The sequence below is a fragment of the Flavobacterium sp. genome (genome assembly GCF_043760115.1).
GTDB lineage: Bacteria > Bacteroidota > Bacteroidia > Flavobacteriales > Flavobacteriaceae > Flavobacterium.
Genome location: NZ_JAYUPK010000167.1, coordinates 1 through 18,917, shown reverse-complemented (window position 1 = coordinate 18,917; position 18,917 = coordinate 1). Strand labels below are relative to the sequence as shown.

Here is an 18,917-nt window from a genome sequence, read left to right as displayed (position 1 = left end):
AAACGCAATTATTTCTTTAAAATAGCATTTAAGTTTTTATAATTTCTTCTAGAAACTGGTAATTGTGTTCCTTCAAAAAGTTCTATAAAATAGGTTTCTTTAGCCAATACTTTTGTAATATATTTTACATTTACTATAAACGATTTATGTATTCTAAAAAAATCATTTTCTAGAATTTCTTCAAAGTATTTTAAGGTTTTTGCTACCGTAATTTTTCTGTTTTTACTTAAATATAAAGTTGTTATATTATCAAATCCTTTTAAATATAGTATTTCATTATATTCTAATATTGATTTTCCGCCTTCATAATTCAGCGTTAGTTTTTTAAATGTATTTGCAGTTTCATTTGGTTTATATATTTCTAATACTTTATTTATGGCTTGCTTTAATTCAGAAATCAATAGTGGTTTTAATATATAATCTAATGCGCCAATTTTAATTGCATTAATTGCATATTCTTCGTGAGCAGTAACAAATATTACTTGAAAATCTCTTGATGGAAAGTAATTTAATAAATCGAAACCATTTTCTAATGGCATGGAAATGTCTAAAAACAATAAATCAATTTTATTTTTTTCAATATAAAATTTTGCGTCTTTGGCATTTTGAAATTTCCCAAGAATTTCAATTTCTGGAAAGTTTTCTATGAGTAAAATTTCTAAATTTTTTAGGTTTAGATCTTCATCATCAACTAGTAGGGTTTTTAGTATCATATTTAATATAATTTTTAAAAATAAGAAAAAGTGATGAACTTGCCATCACTTTTTCACAAAAAACTAATCTAACCTACTTATTATTATTTATGGTAAAGCATTTATTGCTGCTACAAGTTGTGCTTCTGTTCCTAACGTTGTTTCTGCTAATGTAAAAGTGTATACTGCATTAGCGGTTATAGTTGCAGGTTTTATAGCATATCTCCATTGTCCAGCTTCTTCAGTTGCAAATATTACATGACATTGTAATCCTATTGGAATTTGTCCATAATGTTCAGAAAATTGATTTGTAGTTGGGTTAAAAGTGTCTAATTTTGCAAGTGAATTATCTTCACCATCGTAATGTAAATAAATGGCACTGTTGTCAAAGTTATAACCACTTGGAGCTTCAGATAGTATTAATGTTCTTGGTCTCGGATCACTATAAAACTTATCTACATTAGTCCATCCAAAAGCATTAAAGAAAGCAAAATATGGAGCATTTGGAGCTGTTCCTTCTACAAAAACACCATTTTGACCTTGAGCAGGATTATCTGGTTGTCTGTTCCAATCTAAATTTCCATCTTCGTCTAGTATTCCATCCCATAAAGTCATAGTATTGTCTGCACCACCAGTTAATGTTGATGGAATTATTAATTGCATCGGACAAGTTATGCCTAAATCAACTCCACCTTGTGTAGCATTTATATAAAATTCACCACCAGAAACAATTAATGTCATATCTCCATTTGGCATTTTTCCCATTGTAGTTTTGTCTGTAACAAGCATTGTTCCGCTGTCAAAAACTTCTACATATTCTACATTTATTGTTCCAGTTACAGGATTTCCATTTTTAGTTAAACAACTTTCATTAATTGTAATTTGAACTCCTTTTGTACTAGTAAATGTAGTAGAACCGCCATCAGCAAGAAGTGTAAAATTTTGAGTAATATTGTTTAGAGCATTGTCTCTAATTGCTGCAAATGCTGCTGCTGTTGGAACTGTGTTTTGGTTGTTTTCATCATCGTTAGAACAACTTGTTAAAGCTATTGAAGCTAAAACTAAAAGCGAGATTTTTTTAAAATTTGTTTTCATAATTTCTAAGATTTAAATTTGTTATTTATTGTTTTATATTAGTATATCAATTTAGGTTACAATTTGTTACCTTGTTTTTTAATTATTTGTCAAAATCGGCACTTTGAATAATTTTATAAGTTAAAACATCGCCTGCGCATACTAATTCTATAATTCTTTTAGCTTGACTTTCTGAGCTTGAAAAACCTTTGGCAGAACCACTATTGGTTGTAACTTCCCAAAAATAAAGTCTTAATTTGTTGTTGGCAATTTCTTCTTTTACTTGATAAAAGCTTTCTACTTTTTTTGATAAAATAATTTCACCTGTACTTACTAATGTTATCATTTTTTGAGCTTCTTCACTTGATAATGAAGTTCCAGAATAAGTACCTAAATTTGTAGTTACTTGCCAATCATAAACCTCTGTAATTTGATCTCTAGATAAAGATGTTGAAGTTTCTAATGTGTTTGAAGTTGTTGTTACTTCTGTAGCATTAATTGTTGAAAATGTAAGTGCTACTATTGCTAATGTTAAAATTGATTTGTTCATGATTTCTAAGATTTTAAATTTGATTTTGTGTTCTGTTAGTATATCAATTAGTGTTTAAATTTGTTACCCTATTTTTTTATTTTTATTTTCAGATTTTTAAAAACTAATTTTTAGAACGTTATATTCTTATATCAATTAACTTTTAAAATTGTTACCTATTTAATTAAAATAAAATGTGCCTATATAATTGAATCTTGACATTGCAATTGATATTGTTATTGATTTTCTCTACATTAGCCAATAAATAAGGAAGTTATGACTGAAAAAAATACGCATCCAGATCAAATGTATATTGATGGATTGTTGCAAAATAATTCTAATGTTATACAATCTATATATGTAAAGTTTGTTCCAAAAGTTAAAAACTACATTAGAACCAATAGTGGAAATGATGATGCAGCGCAAGATGTAGTTCAAGAAGTGTTGATTGCAATTTACAATCAGGCAAAAGTGAAAGGATTACAATTAACTTGTCCGTTCGATGCTTATTTTTTTCTGTTATGCAAACGAAGATGGTTAAACGAATTAAAAAAATCTTCTAATAAAGAGGTAACAATTAATGATGAAACCGTATCTATAGATGAAAACATTCAAGAAATGACATTTCAAACCGAAGTTTTTGATGAAAAGCAATCGTTATTTGACGAAATGTTTTTAAAACTTGGAGAAAAATGTCAAGAAGTACTTAAACTTAGTTTTGTTACAAAAACTATGGAAGAAGTTGCAGAAAAATTGAATGTTACTTATGGTTATGTTCGCAAAAAAAAGTCTATTTGCACAGGACAATTAACTGAATTAATTCAACAATCTAGCCGATTTAAATCTATAAAATTATAGTCATGAACGAAGAACAATACCTAAGCTTTGAAAGTTATTTAAATGAGGAAATGTCTAACGAAGACAAACTTTTATTTGAGCAAAAGTTGCAAAATGATTCTCAATTTAATGAAAGTTTTCAGTTATATAAAGAAACTACACAATTATTAGAAACTAAATTTTCATCAGAAACAGCTTCGTTTAAAGACAATTTAAAATCAATTTCTAAAAGTAATTTTGGTTCTGATATTGCATCTGAAACTAAAAATAAATCTAAAGTTATTTCTTTTAGAACATGGCAATATGCTGTTGCTGCTTCAATTGCATTATTTTTAGGAGTTGTATTTTTTATGCAAAACGGAACTCCAAATTATAATGATTACAACCAATTTGAAGAAGCCAATTTTACAGAACGTGGCGGCATTATTAAAAATTTAAAATTAGCACAAGAAGCTTTTAATGCCAAAGATTATAAAAAAGCAATTCCACTTTTTGAAGCAGTTTTAAAAGACTATCAACGTCCAGAAGTAGAATATTTTTATGGGATTTCATTGCTAGAAGACAACAGAATTCTAGAAGCCGAAGTTGTATTTGTAAAATTAAGAATGGGAAAATCTATTTATAAAGATAAAGCAACTTGGAGTTTGGCACTTTCTAAATTGAAACAAAAGAAATATGATGAATGTAAAAAAATTATAACTGAATTACCAGAAGATGCTGATGATTATGAAAAAGCACAAAAATTATTGAAGAAATTATAAACTGCATCAAAAATAAAATCCGTCAAAAAAATATTTTCTTGACGGATTTTTTTACAATTTGCTAAAAATTAATTTCTTCTACTCATAAAAATAGAAATATAGTATAACAATGTTCCAATAGAACCAAGTGCCGCAACAACATAAGTTCTTGCTGCCCATTTTAATGAATCTTCTGCGCCAGCATATTCAGCAGGATTTAGCATATTTTTATTTTTTAACCATGCTAAAGCTCTGTTACTTGCATCATATTCTACAGGCAATGTTACAATTGAAAAAAGAGTAGTGGCAGCAAAAATTACAATTCCTACCAACAACAAAGCTGGAAAAACTCTAATCATTAAAATTCCACCAAGTAAAATCCATTGAATATAATTAGAAACTACTGAAACAACAGGAACCAATTTAGAACGCATTGTTAACCATTGATAACCAACTGCGTGTTGCACAGCGTGACCACATTCGTGAGCAGCAACTGCAGCTGCAGCAGCGTTTCTTTGATTGTAAACTGATTCGCTTAGGTTTACAGTTCTATCTGCTGGATTGTAATGATCTGTTAATTGTCCTGGTGTTGAAATTACGCTTACATTAGTAATTCCGTTATCTGCGAGCATTTTTTCGGCAATTTCTGCTCCAGACATTCCGTTTTGTAATTGAAGTTTAGAATAATGTTCGAACTTGCTTTTCAATCGACTGCTAACCAACCAACTTGCAAGCATAATTACTCCAGCTAAAACCATATAACTCATTCCCATAATTTTTTAATTTTAAAATTTACAACTATAAAGTTATGAAATAAACAGCAATTTACATTCCAATTTTAATAAATGACATTTTGGCAATAAAAAATGGTTTAACTTATGCTAAACCATTTTGATATTTTAATTTTAGATTTAAATAGTTATCCTACCAGATTTATAATTTTTCCAGGAACAATTATTACTTTGTTAGGCGTTTTTCCTTCTAGTTGTTTAATGGTTCTTTCGTCTGCCATAATAATTTCTTCAATTTGTTCTTTGGTTAAATCTAAAGGTAAAGTTATGGTGTAACGCATTTTTCCGTTAAATGAAACTGGATATTCTTTTTCAGATTCTACTAAAAATTTTGCGTCAAAAACTGGAAAAGCAACTGTACTTATTGAAGTTGAATTTCCTAGAGAATGCCAAAGTTCTTCTGCAATATGAGGTGCATACGGCGAAATAATTATAGCAAGTGGTTCAAGAATTTTTCTGTGATGACACTTTAATGTAGCAAGTTCGTTTACACAAATCATAAACTGAGAAACCGATGTGTTGAACGAAAAATTATCAATATCTTCGGTAACTTTTTTGATGGTTTTGTGTATTGATTTATACATTTCACTTGATGGTTCATCGTTAGAAACTATCAAACCATTGTCATCAAAGTACAAACGCCATAATTTTTTAAGGAAACCAAAAACTCCTGTAATTCCAGCAGTATTCCAAGGTTTAGATTGCTCTAATGGACCTAAAAACATTTCGTATAATCGTAATGTATCTGCACCATATTCATTACAAATATTGTCTGGATTTACTACATTGTATTTGGATTTGGACATTTTTTCTACTTCGCGACCGACTATGTATTTTCCGTTTTCTTCGTTTATAAATTCAGCATCTTTATAATCAGAATATAACGGATGATTTTTGAATTTTTCAATATCTAGTTCATTAGTTACTTCATTGATTAATGAGATATCAATATAGCCTTTGTAGAATTTCGCATTATGTAAATGACCAATAATTACTTTGTCAACTAAATTCAATTTGATAATATCATTATAAATATTAGTCCTTTCATAAATCATTTTAGCAATATTTTTTATTAAATTATTACTTTCATTTTGTTCATCATTTTTTGGTTTTACGTAATAAGTTTTTGAATATATTTCTTTAATTCCTTTTGAAATAATTATATTTTTAAATATTTTACATTTCTCTCTAAGAATTTTAATATTATTTTTATCAATTTCTGTTATTTCCATTTCTCCAAGAAAAGTTGATACGGTATAACCAATTTTATACATAAAAGCACTATTTCCCAAAATCATACCTTGATTAATCAATTTCTTAAAAGGTTCTTCGGTTGGTGCGTAGCCAATGTCTTTTAAAAATTTATTCCAAAATCTAGAATACAGTAAATGTCCTGTTGCGTGTTCGCTTCCACCAATATATAAATCTACATTTTCCCAATATTTTATGGCTTCTTGGCTTGCAAAATCCTTTTCGTTGTGTGCATCCATATAACGAAACCAATACCAAGAACTTCCTGCCCAACCTGGCATTGTGTTTAATTCTAAAGGAAAAACTTTAACGTTATCTAGTAACTCACAACTCACAACACACAACTTTTCAACATCCCAAGCCCAACATGTTGCGTTTCCTAATGGTGGTTGTCCATCTTCTGTTGGTAAATAGTTGTCTACTTCTGGAAGAACTATTGGTAAATATTTTGCATCTATCATTTGAGGCAATCCATTTACATAATACACTGGGAAAGGTTCACCCCAATATCTTTGACGAGAAAAAACTGCATCACGCAAGCGGTAATTTGTTTTTCCGTTTCCTTGATTAATTTTTTCTAATTCTTCTATTGCTTTTTTTGTGGCTTGCTTGTAATTTAATTCGTTTAAAAAATCGGAATTTTGTAATGTAAAACCTATTTTATCTGAATAAGCGAAAGCCACCTCGTCCTTCGGACACTCCTCCAAAGGAGGAGAATTTTCCACCTCGTCCTTCGGACACTCCTCCAAAGGAGGAGAATTTAAAACAAAAATATTTTTTATTTCTGGCATTCCATTTTGACCATTAAAGAAATTGGCAAACGCATAATCTCTTTCATCGCCACAAGGAACAGCCATTACAGCTCCAGTTCCATAACCTGCCAAAACATAGTCGCCAATCCAAACAGGAATTGGTTCTTTTGTAAAAGGATGTTCGGCATAAGCACCAGTAAAAACTCCAGAAATTGTTTTTACATCTGCCATTCGTTCTCTTTCAGATCTTTTAGATGTCGATTCTATGTAAGTATCAACCGCAGCTTTTTGTTCTGGCGTTGTAATTTCTTGAACCAATGGATGTTCTGGTGCCAAAGTCATGAATGTTACGCCGAATATTGTGTCTGGTCGAGTTGTAAATACAGAAACTGTTGTGAGTTGTGGGTTTTGAGTTGTGGGTTTTAAAGTGAATGAAACCATTGCTCCAACTGATTTTCCAATCCAGTTTCTTTGACTTTCTTTAATTGATTCACTCCAATCAATTGTATCTAAACCTTGTAAAAGTCGTTCTGCATAAGCAGAAATTCGCATGGACCATTGTGTCATTTTTTTACGAATTACCGTGTGTCCGCCACGTTCTGAAACGCCATTTACAATTTCGTCATTGGCCAAAACTGTTCCTAAAGCTGAACACCAATTAACTTCGGTTTCTGCTAAATAGGTTAATCTGTATTTTAAAAGTATTTCTTGTTTTTTCTCATCAGAATAAAAGCTCCAATCTGATGGAAAAAATAGTTCAATATCATCATCACAAACGGCTTGAACTGTAGCATTTCCAGCCATTTCAAAAATTGTAATTAATGTTGAAATATCTTCTGCTTTGTCTGTTTTTTTATTGTACCAAGAATTAAATAATTGTATAAAAATCCATTGTGTATGTTTGTAATAATCAGCATTAGAAGTACGAACTTCTCTTGACCAATCAAAAGAAAAACCTATTTTATCAAGTTGTTCTCTGTAACGAGCAATGTTTTCTTTGGTAGTTGTATCTGGATGTTGCCCAGTTTGAATAGCATATTGTTCTGCTGGAAGTCCAAATGAATCGTAACCTTGCGGATGCAAAACATTAAATCCTTGATGGCGTTTGTATCGAGCAACAATATCTGAAGCAATATAACCTAACGGATGACCAACATGTAAACCTGCACCAGAAGGATATGGAAACATATCTAATACATAATATTTTGGTTTGATTGACGTATTACTTGCAGCAAATGTTTGATTTTGCGCCCAATGTTTTTGCCATTTGGCGTCTATTTCGGTTGGATTATATTTCATTCCTAAAGATGCTATTATTTTTAACTGTGTTCAGCATTTGCGAAAGCTAAACTCTAAAATTTATTTATAAATGAAGAAAATTTATTTTACAATTCCTTCTTCTAAGTCTACTGGTTGTTTTTTTCCACCATTTGCTTTTTCACTATCTGCAAGTAATCGTTCTTTTACTTCTTCGTACATTTTTTTATACTCTTTAATATCTTGAGCATAATATTGCGTGTTTTGTGCGAAAGTTAAACTATCTATTTTGTATTTTTTTTTAATAAACAAAGTTGCTTTTGGATAACTATTTTGAACTCCCATTGTTTGAGATTTCATGGCTTCAAGAATAGATAAATCATAAATAATATTTACCATAACATCTCTTTCTACTAGAATTTTTGGCTCTTTTACAATGTCTTTTTTACAACTAATTGTAATAAATAATAGTGTAATTAAAACTATAACTATTTTTTTCATTCTAAATTTGAATTTATATTAACTAGAAATTTATCTATTAAATAGTAATCTTTTACCAGCTTTTATTTCTTTTACTTTGGCATTTTCATAAACCAATTGTCCGTTTACAAAAGTATGAGAAATTCTTGATTTAAAATTAGTTCCTTCAAATGGTGACCAACCACATTTATAAAGTATATTTTCTTTCATTACACTCCAAGGTTTTGCCGGATTTACAATTACCAAATCAGCATAAAAACCTTCTTTTATAAAACCTCTTTTTTCTATTTTAAAAATAATTGCAGGATTGTGACACATTTTTTCTACAATTTTTTCTATAGAAATTTTTCCTTGCAAATGCGCTTCAAACATGGCTACAACTGCGTGTTGCACTAATGGTCCGCCAGAAGGAGCATTTAAATATTTTTGAGATTTTTCTTCTAATGTGTGTGGAGCATGATCGGTTGCAATAACATCAATTGTATCATTTAAAAGTGCATTCCAAAGCGCTTCTTTATCTGCAAGAGTTTTTACAGCAGGATTCCATTTTATAAAATTTCCTTTGGTTGCATAGTCTTCATTGGTAAACCAAAGATGATGTATGCATACTTCGGCAGTAATTTGCTTTTCTTCTAACGGAATTTTATTGGTAAATAATTCCATTTCTTTTGCTGTAGAAAGATGAAAAACGTGTAATCTAGCACCAGTTTTTTTAGCAAGTTCAATAGCTTTTGATGATGAAATATAACACGCTTCTTCACTTCGAATTAAATGATGAACGGTAACAGGAATGTCATCGCCATATTCTTCTTTATATTTTTCTAAATTGGCTTTTATCGTTGCTTCATCTTCACAATGCACAGCAATTAACATTTTAGTACTTGAAAATATTTTTTCTAATGATTCTTCATTATCAACCAACATGTTTCCTGTTGATGAACCTAGAAAAAGTTTAATTCCGGCAACATTTTTAGGATTAGTTTTTAAAATTTCCTCAAGATTATCATTTGTTCCGCCCATCATAAATGAATAATTGGCATACGATTTTTGAGATGCAATTACATATTTATCTTCTAGTAATTCTTGGGTAATTGCGTTTGGAACTGTGTTTGGCTGTTCTATAAACGAAGTAATTCCGCCAGCGATTGCAGCTTTAGATTCGCTTTCAATATCGCCTTTGTGGGTTAATCCTGGTTCACGAAAATGAACCTGATCATCAATTGCTCCAGGAATTAAATAATTTCCTTCGGCATCAATAATTTTGCAATTTGGAGTTTTTGGAGAAATACGTTCGGCAATTTCAACTATAAATTCGTTTTCAATTAACACATCGCCTTCAATTATCACTCCTTCATTTACAATCTTTGCATTCTTTATTAAAACGGTATTCATTGTTTGGTATTTTTATAATCTATTGAAAAGTTTTTTTATTCTTAATGATATTACTCCAAAAATGGCTTCTTTAATAATAGAACTACTCATTTTTGATTGACCTTTAGTTCTGTCTGTAAATATTACTGGAACTTCTTGAATGATAAAATTTTTAGCAAAAACTCTATATTTCATTTCTATTTGAAAAGCATAACCAATAAATTTTATCTTGTCAAGATTTATGGCTTGTAACACTTTTCTGTTGTAACAAATAAATCCTGCTGTGGCATCCATAATTTTCATTCCTGTAATTAATCTAACATAAACCGAAGCAAAATAGGATAGTAAAACTCTGCTTAATGGCCAGTTTACTACGTTTACGCCAGTTACGTATCTTGAACCTATTGCAATATCTGCTCCAGCAAAATGACAAGCATCGTATAATTTTTCTAAATCGTTTGGATTGTGTGAAAAGTCGGCATCCATTTCATAAATAAATTCGTAATCTCTTGCCAAAGCCCATTTAAATCCGTGAACATACGCAGTGCCAAGTCCAGATTTTTTAGTTCGTACTTCAATAAATAATTTATCTTTAAATTCTTTTTGAAGTTCTACAACTTTATCTGCTGTTTTGTCTGGCGAATTATCATCAACTATTAAAATATGAAACGGTTTATGAAGCGAAAACGTTGCTCTAACAATGCTTTCAATGTTTTCAATTTCGTTATAAGTTGGAATAATTACAATACCGCAGTTCATATATATGTTAAAATATTAGTTGCAAAAATACAGATTTTATAACTCTATAATCTTAATAATATTATAATACTATGTAACAAATAAAAATTAGTAATTTTGCACCAATGATTTTATTAGAATTAAATCCGAGATTAGTAGAAAGTAAAGATTGGGCAACTATTGTGTTTGTACTAGCTTTGGCTTTAGTTGTAATTGCCAAAACATCTTTTGAAAATAGGTTTAACGACTTTGTTAGACTTTTAATTTCTGATAAATATTTAAAAATTTATAGAGACAGCAGTCATTTAATGAGTGGTTTTACTATTTTATTATTTATTGTAAATTTAATTTCATTAACCTTTTTTTTACAATTAGTTTTAGATCATTTTGATTATGGATCTAAATTAGATTGGACACTTTTTGTTAGAATTTTTACATTATTAATGGTTTTTATATTGTCTAAGTTTTTACTTGAAAAAATTATTGCAACTATTTTTGGAATTGAAGAACTAATTGAAAGTTTTAATTTGCAAAAAGTTAACTTTAGAACGTACATTGGATTGCTATTATTGCCAGTTTCAATTATTTTATATTATAGTAGTTATTCTACAAATTCTCTAATTTTAACTATAATTGCTATAGTATTGATAATAAACGTGCTTGGGTATTTCATTTCTTTACGAATTTATCAAAACTTGCTAATTAGTAAGTTGTTTTATTTTATTTTGTATCTTTGCACTCTTGAAATTGCACCATACTATTTCATATATTATTTGATTAAAAAAAATTAGCTTAAATGTCAAACTTGAAAGTGAAAACAATCTTGGTGTCACAACCAGAACCAAAAGTGGAGAATTCGCCTTATTTTGATTTACAACAAAAATATAAGGTAAAAATTGATTTTCGTTCTTTTATTCACGTAGAAGGCGTTAGTGCTAAAGATATTAGAGCTCAAAAAATTGATTTAAATAATTTTACAGCTATAATTTTAACTAGTAAAAATGCAGTAGATCACTTTTTTAGAGTTGCAGATGAAATGCGCTATAAAGTTCCAGAAGATTTAAAATATTTTTGTCAATCGGAAGCTATTGCTTATTATCTTCAAAAATATGTTGTTTATAGAAAACGTAAAATTTATGTTGGACAAAAAGATTTTGCCGATATGAGTACGCTTTTCAAAAAATATAAAGAAGAAAAATACTTACTTCCAGCGTCAGATCAATTGAATGCAGATGCACCAATTACTTTAAATAATATGAAAGTAAACTGGACACAAGCCATTTTTTATAAAACAGTTATGAGCGATTTGTCAGATTTGGCAAATGTTTATTATGATGTTTTAGCATTTTTTAGCCCAACCGGAATTAAATCTTTGTTCAAAAACTTTCCAGATTTTAAACAAAACGAAACAAGAATAGCAGTTTTTGGAAGCACAACTCAAAAAGAAGCATTAGAACACGGATTGAGAATAGATATTCTTGCTCCAACACCTGAAACGCCTTCAATGACAATGGCTTTAGAAAAATATGTTGCTGAAGCAAATAAAGGAAAATAAAAAATTAGATTTTAAAATATACAGAAAGTCATACTTAATTGTGTGACTTTTTTTTATTCAAAAAATGCTATATTTGAATTACTTTAAATCAAATTATGGAAAGCAAATCTATTGAAAAATTATACTTAGCTTTTTTTATTCTTTTGCCTTTAATTTATTTTAATAATCTTATTGATTTTGTTTTAATTCCGAGACAACTATATCTTGGAATCTTTATTTTTATTTTATTAGTAGTTATAAAAAGTGCAAAACTTGAAGTTATTCCATATAAAAATAAAATATACATTGCTTTTTTTGGCTTTTTACTTTTAAATTTTTTTTCATTTAAACAAGCAAATGTAGTTTCAGAAAGTCACGCTTTTTTGGCTAAACTTATATTGATTTTTTCCTTCTTTTTTATAACAAGTATTTTGCTTATTAACAAAGTTATTTCTAATAGTAAGATTATAATTTCAGTTGTATTTTTTGCTATAATAGCCAATATTACTGCTTTTATTCAAATAATTGAAAAAACAATTCGAGGTCAGCATTTAACTTCTCAAATTGAATTAATCACCGGAAATTTTGCTAATAAAAATTTATTATCATCCATTTTATTTCTTTGTATTCCTTTTTTATTTTTAGGATTAAGCGAAAACAAAAAAATAAAATACATTTCTATTAGTACATTATTTGCTACTTTTTTTGTTTTAATACTTGTTAGAACGAGAGTAGTTTTAATTGCGTGTATCTTGTTTTTTATTTTATTAATTACATTTAGATTAGTTGAAAAATATAAAATTAAATTGAAATATTTAATAATTAGTATAGCTTCATTTTTGTTTACAGCATTTTGTGGATTTTATTATTTTTTAGAAAAGCAAAATGTAAAAACTACTAATTCTGATGGATATTTAGATCAATATTTTTACAGATTATTAGATTCGGAAACTTTAAAAACAAGAGTTCTATTTTGGAAAAATTCGATTGAAATTTTTAAAGAACATTGGCTTTTTGGAGTTGGATTAGGAAATTGGCAACTAATTTTTCCTAAAAATGGATTAGATAATTTTCAAGATTTAGACGATGTTGTAAATGGCGAAACAACTTTGCAACGACCACACAATGATTTTATTTGGATACTTTGCGAAACAGGAATTTTAGGATTATTAACTTATCTTTTACTATTTGGAATTGTATTTTATCAATTATTTTATTTGATAAAAAACACAGTAAATATTTCAGAAAAAACAAAGTATTACTATTTGTTTTCTGGAATTGTTGGATATATGGTAATTTCATTTTTCGATTTTCCATATGAAAGAATAGAACATCAGGTTTTATTAATGACATTATTTGCAATTACTACTTCAAAATATTATTTATCAAAAAATCAAAATTCAGTTGGTAAAAGCAATAAAATTATTCTGATATTTTTAATAATTCCAATTGCATATTCTTTATTAGTTTCTTATAACAGGTTTAATGGCGAACTTCATACAGCCAAAATGTACACAGCAAGAAATGATAAAAATTGGAGTAGAGTTATTATAGAATCTAAAAAAGCACAAAACTATTTTTATAAACTAGACAATGCTTCAATTCCGATTTCGTGGTATGAAGGAATTGGTCATTTTAATGAAAAAAGAATTCAAGAAAGCGAAGATTGTTTTTATACAGCACATCAATTAAATCCATATAATATTTATGTAATCAACAATATGGCAAGTGTTTATCAAGCCAACGGAAAATCTGAAGAAGCAATTGTTTTGTACCAATCTGCTTTAAAAATTTCTAAAAACTTTGATGAAGCTAAACTAAATTTGGCAGCTTTATATTTCAATAAAAAAGAATTTGAAAAAGCATTTTTAACCATAGATAATGTAAATCCCAAAACCAAAAACATAAAATATAAAACCTATTTAATTCCAATTCTAAATAATAAAATAAATACTTTTTTAAAGTTAAATACTAATAAAAATTTGGGAGATTATTTAGTTAAAGAAGTAACAACAAGCGTAAAATTGTTGCAGTTATATTTAGATTCTAAAAACAGTAAAATGAATTTCGAAAGCTATTTAAAAACATTAGATATAAACAAATAAAAAAGAGTCAAACTAAATTTAGCTTGACTCTTTTCGTTAGTTTAGTTGGAATATTTTTTATAATTGCGGACCAGCTTTTACAAGATTTTGTCCTTCATTATTATCAGTATATTGAACGAAATTTTTAATAAATAATCCTGCTAAATTTGTAGCTTTATCATTCCACTGTGAAGCATCAGCATACGTATCTCTTGGATCTAAAATTTCATCATTTACATTATTTAAAGAAGTAGGAACTACAAAATTAAATGTTGGAATAATTTTAGTTGTTGCATTTTCAATTGATCCATCAAGAATAGCATCTATAATTGCTCTAGTATCTTTTATAGAAATTCTTTTTCCAGTTCCGTTCCAACCTGTATTTACCATATAAGCTGTTGCTTTGTGTTGCTCCATTTTTTTAACCAATTCTTCGCCATATTTAGTAGGATGAAGTGATAAAAATGCTTTTCCAAAACAAGCAGAAAATGTTGGCGTTGGTTCAGTAACACCACGTTCTGTTCCTGCAAGTTTAGCAGTAAAACCTGAAAGAAAATAATATTTAGTTTGCTCTGGAGTTAACTTAGAAACTGGCGGCATTACTCCAAATGCATCTGCTGTTAAAAATATAACTTTATTTGCATGACCAGCTTTAGAAACTGGTTTTACAATATTATGAATGTGATTTATAGGATAAGAAACTCTTGTGTTTTGGGTAACTGAAGTATCGTGAAAATCTATTTTTCCGTTGGTATCTAAAGTTACATTTTCTAATAAGGCATCTTTTTTAATTGCGCCATAAATATCTGGTTCGTTTTCTTTACTTAAATCTATAGTTTTTGCATAACATCCACCTTCAAAGTTAAAAACGCCATCATTATCCCAACCATGTTCATCATCTCCAATTAATTCACGCTTTGGATCTGTAGAGAGTGTAGTTTTTCCTGTTCCTGAAAGTCCGAAGAAAACAGCAACATCGCCATCTTTTCCTTTATTGGCAGAACAATGCATTGATGCAATTCCTTGTAATGGTAAATAATAATTCATCATAGAGAACAAACCTTTTTTCATTTCTCCGCCATACCAAGTTCCGCCAATTAATTGCATTTTCTCTGTAAGATTAAAAGCAATATAAACATCAGAATTTAAATTATGAGAAGCAAAATCTTTAAACTCTGTTTTAGAAGCGTTCATTACAACAAAATCTGGTTCACCAAAATTTTCTAATTCTTCTTCCGTTGGACGAATGAACATATTTTTTACAAAATGTGCTTGCCATGCAACTTCCATAATAAAACGAACTTTTAATCTAGTATTTTCGTTTGCTCCACAAAAAGCATCTACAACAAACAAACGTTTTCCAGAAAGTTGTTTAACAGAAGTTTCTTTTAATGCGTTCCAAGTGTTTTGAGAAATAGGATTATTATCGTTTGGAGCTTTGGTATTATTCCACCAAATAGTATCTTTTGTAATGGCATCTTCAACTATATATTTATCCTTTGGCGATCTTCCAGTAAATTCACCAGTCATAACGTTTACAGCACCAAGTTCTGATAATTGTCCTTTTTCAAATCCATTTAAAGATGAATTTAATTCTTCATTATATAAAAATTCATACGAAGGATTATGAATAATTTCTTGAGCATTAGTAATTCCATATTCTTCAAGCGAAATCGATTTCGTAATTTGGGCGTAGTTCTCCATAAAATTGTAAATAGTATTGCTTATTAAAACTTTAGCAAAGGTAAAAATTTATTATTACAACGTTGTAGTTTATTAAAAATTTATGACTTCTTCTGTAAAAATTGTATTCCAAAAATCGTCCAGCCCAATATTAATAGTAAACCACCAATTGGTGTAAGTATTCCAATAACTTTAAAATTAATATTAGTTACAGTCATTGTTGCAAGTAAATATATAGAACCCGAGAACAATAAAACGCCTAGCAAGATTAGTCTAAAAACATATTTTTTTATTTTTTCGGTAACAGAAGCATTAATTCCAAGAAACAATAAAAATAAAGCATGATACATTTGATATTTCACACCAGTTTCAAACGTATTTAATTGTTCTAGAGTTAAAACTTCTTTTAGCGAATGTGCGCCAAAAGCTCCAAGTACAATTGCAATAACTCCTAATAAACTTGCTGTAAAAAGAATTTTTTTATCCATTTGATTGTTTTATAAAATAATAAACAAATTTATCAGTTATATATTGAATTAAAAAAGCAATTGTAAGCAACTTTTTAATTTTAACAATTTATAAATTTTATATTTGCAACAAATTTGAAAACAATGAAAAAAATAGTACTATTTTTTATAACAACATTATTATTATGTTCGTTTAAAGCCGATAATAATTATACAATTCCATCTGGAGAAAAACTTGTTTTTGCAGGTTCATATAATATGAGTGGTTTAATGACGCAATTGGCTCAAGTTACTTTATCTACAGAAACAATGAAAACTGCTAAAAACGAGTATTTGCATCTAACTTGCGAATTATCAACCTACAGTAAATGGGATAAATTCTTTAAAATTAGAGATTTATATGAGTCTTATGTAAATCCGATAACTTTAAAACCAAGTTTATATAAAAGAAGTATCGACGAAGGTGGATATACTAAAAAAGAGAAATATGTAATAAAAGGAACTACTGTAACAAGTACTTCTAAAAGAAAGAAAATGCCAGAAACTACTAAAACTTTTACAATTGGTGGTTCAACTCAAGATGTAGTTTCATTGTTGTATAAAGTAAGAACATTAGATTTTAAAACTTTAAAAGCTGGACAAACCAAATCATTTACAATAGTTTTTGACGAAAAAGAAATTCCAGTAACTTTAAAATATATAGGTAAAGAAACGGTTTCTGCTGGAAATTTAGGTAAAAAAGAATGTTACAAAATAGCAATTGCAGCCAAAACTAAAGTTTTAAAAGGAACAGATAAAAATTTAATTTGGCTAACTGCCGATGATAAAAAAGTACCAGCTTTAATGAAATTTAGCATTCCGGTTGGCACAGGCGAATTAACATTAACATCAGCAACAGGAATTTAATTTATAAAATTATGAGAAGATTTTTTTTAATTATCACAGCTATTTTTACAATTTTAAGTATAGTATTTGTCTTTTTGCCTTTAGGAACACTTGGATTATTGCCAGTTGGAGTTGCATTATTATTTGGATTTATAACCTATAAAAAATCAAATTTCTTGCAGAAGAAATTAGTAAAATTATTACTTATCATTTGTGGTTTAGCTTCAATTAGTATAATTGGAAAAGAATTTTTAATAAAAGATGTAGTTGAAAAAGATGTACAATTTGAAAACACAAAAATAGAATCTAAAGAAGAAGATAAAAAAGATTTAGAAGAGTTAGAAAATGATTTAGAATAAAAAATATTTGTTAAAGATACTTTAAAAGTTCTTGCCATTGGGTAAGAACTTTTTTGTTTTTATTAAAAATTCTATAAAAATTATTCCAAATTCATACATTTGCATCGTTTATAAAACTATCATGAGAAACATACTAATAATTGGAGCAGGAAGATCAGCTTCTTCTTTAATTCAATATCTTTTAAATAAATCTGTTGAGCAAAATTTACATCTTACAATTGGCGATTTGTCTTTAGAATTGGCACAAAGAAAAACTAAAAATCATCCCAATGCTACAGCAATTGCTCTAGATATTTTTAATGAAAGTCAAAGAAAAGTTGAAATTGAAAAAGCAGATATTGTAATTTCAATGCTTCCAGCGCACATGCATATTGAAGTTGCCAAAGATTGTTTAGTTTATAAAAAACACATGGTTACAGCATCTTATGTTTCTGATGCAATGCAAGAATTAGATGCAGCAGCAAAAGAAAATGGTCTCGTTTTTATGAACGAAATTGGTTTAGATCCAGGAATTGATCACATGAGTGCAATGAAAATTATAGACGAAATAAAAGACAAAGGCGGAAAATTAATTCTGTTTGAATCTTTTTGTGGCGGACTTGTAGCTCCAGAATCTGACACTAATCTTTGGAATTATAAATTTACTTGGGCACCAAGAAATGTAGTTCTTGCAGGTCAAGGTGGCGCAGCCAAGTTTATTCAAGAAGGAAAATATAAATACATTCCGTACCATAAATTATTTCGCCGTACAGAATTTCTAGAAGTAGAAGGTTACGGACGATTTGAAGGTTACGCCAACCGAGATTCGTTAAAATACAGAAGTGTTTATGGACTTGACGATATTTTAACGCTTTATCGTGGAACTATTAGAAGAGTAGGATATTCTAAAGCTTGGAATATGTTTGTACAACTTGGAATGACAGATGATACTTATGTTTTAGACAATTCAGAAACCATGTCGTACCGCGATTTTGTAAATTTATTTTTGCCTTATTCGCCAACCGATTCTGTAGAAATTAAAACCAGAATGTCACTTGGAATTGAGCAAGATGATATAATGTGGGACAAACTTTTAGAACTAGATTTATTCAACGCTAATAAAATTGTAGGATTAAAAAATGCTACACCAGCACAAATTCTAGAAAAAATCTTGTCAGACAAATGGACTTTACAACCACACGACAAAGACATGATTGTAATGTACCATAAATTTGGCTACGAACTAAACGGAAATCAATACCAAATAGATTCTAAAATGGTTTGCATTGGCGACGATCAAACCTATACAGCAAGGGCAAAAACCGTTGGCTTACCAGTAGCAATGGCAACATTACAAATATTAAACGGTAACATAAAAACACCTGGAGTGCAATTGCCAATTCGCGAAGAAGTC

18 protein-coding genes are annotated in these 18,917 nt (G+C 28.8%); 8 read left to right on the top strand and 10 right to left on the bottom strand.

Going from position 1 to position 18,917, the window contains the following annotated elements:
- Nucleotides 1-8 precede the first annotated feature (8 nt).
- The 3 genes from ACH2BC_RS14100 to ACH2BC_RS14090 all read right to left on the bottom strand — a co-directional run bounded on the left by ACH2BC_RS14100 (nt 9) and on the right by ACH2BC_RS14090 (nt 2,316).
- Nucleotides 9-713: a LytR/AlgR family response regulator transcription factor gene (locus ACH2BC_RS14100; protein WP_395054736.1), complete on the bottom strand. Its 705-nt coding sequence runs from the start codon at nt 711-713 to the stop codon at nt 9-11.
- 87 nt (nt 714-800) lie between these two features.
- Nucleotides 801-1,787: a hypothetical protein gene (locus tag ACH2BC_RS14095; protein WP_395054734.1), complete on the bottom strand. Its 987-nt coding sequence runs from the start codon at nt 1,785-1,787 to the stop codon at nt 801-803.
- A gap of 82 nt (nt 1,788-1,869) precedes the next feature.
- Nucleotides 1,870-2,316, bottom strand: a complete 447-nt coding sequence (locus tag ACH2BC_RS14090; protein ID WP_395054732.1) for a hypothetical protein — start codon at nt 2,314-2,316, stop codon at nt 1,870-1,872.
- 255 nt (nt 2,317-2,571) lie between these two features.
- On the opposite strand from ACH2BC_RS14090, the gene ACH2BC_RS14085 reads away from it, so the two are divergent.
- Together ACH2BC_RS14085 and ACH2BC_RS14080 are read left to right on the top strand one after the other, a co-directional pair.
- Nucleotides 2,572-3,153 carry an RNA polymerase sigma factor gene (locus tag ACH2BC_RS14085; RefSeq protein WP_395054730.1) on the top strand — a complete coding sequence of 194 codons (582 nt, stop codon included), beginning with the start codon at nt 2,572-2,574 and terminating at the stop codon, nt 3,151-3,153.
- Nucleotides 3,154-3,155: 2 nt separating this feature from the next.
- The gene (locus ACH2BC_RS14080) at nt 3,156-3,893 is read left to right on the top strand and encodes a tol-pal system YbgF family protein (RefSeq protein ID WP_395054728.1); all 738 of its coding nucleotides are present in this window, start codon (nt 3,156-3,158) and stop codon (nt 3,891-3,893) included.
- A 68-nt stretch (nt 3,894-3,961) separates the two neighbouring features.
- Here ACH2BC_RS14080 and ACH2BC_RS14075 read toward each other — a convergent pair whose 3' ends face one another.
- From ACH2BC_RS14075 to ACH2BC_RS14055, 5 genes are all read right to left on the bottom strand, one after another.
- Nucleotides 3,962-4,645, bottom strand: a complete 684-nt coding sequence (locus ACH2BC_RS14075; RefSeq protein WP_395054726.1) for a zinc metallopeptidase — start codon at nt 4,643-4,645, stop codon at nt 3,962-3,964.
- 146 nt (nt 4,646-4,791) lie between these two features.
- Complete coding sequence (locus ACH2BC_RS14070; RefSeq protein ID WP_395054724.1) at nt 4,792-7,965, bottom strand: leucine--tRNA ligase; 3,174 nt, start codon at nt 7,963-7,965, stop codon at nt 4,792-4,794.
- An 81-nt stretch (nt 7,966-8,046) separates the two neighbouring features.
- Nucleotides 8,047-8,424, bottom strand: a complete 378-nt coding sequence (locus ACH2BC_RS14065; protein WP_395054722.1) for a DUF4296 domain-containing protein — start codon at nt 8,422-8,424, stop codon at nt 8,047-8,049.
- A gap of 30 nt (nt 8,425-8,454) precedes the next feature.
- The gene (locus tag ACH2BC_RS14060; protein WP_395054720.1) at nt 8,455-9,795 is read right to left on the bottom strand and encodes a dihydroorotase; all 1,341 of its coding nucleotides are present in this window, start codon (nt 9,793-9,795) and stop codon (nt 8,455-8,457) included.
- 12 nt (nt 9,796-9,807) lie between these two features.
- On the bottom strand, nt 9,808-10,533 hold the full coding sequence (locus ACH2BC_RS14055; protein WP_395054718.1) for a polyprenol monophosphomannose synthase: 726 nt from the start codon (nt 10,531-10,533) through the stop codon (nt 9,808-9,810).
- A 104-nt stretch (nt 10,534-10,637) separates the two neighbouring features.
- Between ACH2BC_RS14055 and ACH2BC_RS14050 the strand changes: the two genes are divergently transcribed.
- The 3 genes from ACH2BC_RS14050 to ACH2BC_RS14040 all read left to right on the top strand — a co-directional run bounded on the left by ACH2BC_RS14050 (nt 10,638) and on the right by ACH2BC_RS14040 (nt 14,151).
- Nucleotides 10,638-11,303: a DUF4271 domain-containing protein gene (locus ACH2BC_RS14050; RefSeq protein ID WP_395054716.1), complete on the top strand. Its 666-nt coding sequence runs from the start codon at nt 10,638-10,640 to the stop codon at nt 11,301-11,303.
- A 14-nt stretch (nt 11,304-11,317) separates the two neighbouring features.
- Entirely contained in the window at nt 11,318-12,067 is a 750-nt protein-coding gene (locus ACH2BC_RS14045; protein ID WP_395054752.1) for a uroporphyrinogen-III synthase, read from the top strand.
- Nucleotides 12,068-12,162: 95 nt separating this feature from the next.
- The gene (locus ACH2BC_RS14040; protein ID WP_395054714.1) at nt 12,163-14,151 is read left to right on the top strand and encodes an O-antigen ligase family protein; all 1,989 of its coding nucleotides are present in this window, start codon (nt 12,163-12,165) and stop codon (nt 14,149-14,151) included.
- 57 nt (nt 14,152-14,208) lie between these two features.
- Here the strand turns inward: ACH2BC_RS14040 and pckA are convergent, their stop codons facing one another.
- The gene (gene pckA, locus ACH2BC_RS14035; RefSeq protein ID WP_395054712.1) at nt 14,209-15,834 is read right to left on the bottom strand and encodes a phosphoenolpyruvate carboxykinase (ATP); all 1,626 of its coding nucleotides are present in this window, start codon (nt 15,832-15,834) and stop codon (nt 14,209-14,211) included.
- Between the two features lie 80 nt (nt 15,835-15,914).
- Complete coding sequence (locus ACH2BC_RS14030; RefSeq protein ID WP_395054710.1) at nt 15,915-16,301, bottom strand: DUF423 domain-containing protein; 387 nt, start codon at nt 16,299-16,301, stop codon at nt 15,915-15,917.
- 123 nt (nt 16,302-16,424) lie between these two features.
- Here ACH2BC_RS14030 and ACH2BC_RS14025 point away from each other — a divergent pair, with 123 nt between their 5' ends.
- From ACH2BC_RS14025 to ACH2BC_RS14015, 3 genes are all read left to right on the top strand, one after another.
- Nucleotides 16,425-17,186: a DUF3108 domain-containing protein gene (locus tag ACH2BC_RS14025; protein WP_395054708.1), complete on the top strand. Its 762-nt coding sequence runs from the start codon at nt 16,425-16,427 to the stop codon at nt 17,184-17,186.
- Nucleotides 17,187-17,197: 11 nt separating this feature from the next.
- Entirely contained in the window at nt 17,198-17,524 is a 327-nt protein-coding gene (locus ACH2BC_RS14020; RefSeq protein ID WP_395054706.1) for a hypothetical protein, read from the top strand.
- A gap of 121 nt (nt 17,525-17,645) precedes the next feature.
- A partial coding sequence (locus ACH2BC_RS14015) for a saccharopine dehydrogenase family protein (protein ID WP_395054704.1) occupies nt 17,646-18,917 on the top strand: 1,272 nt, incomplete at its 3' end.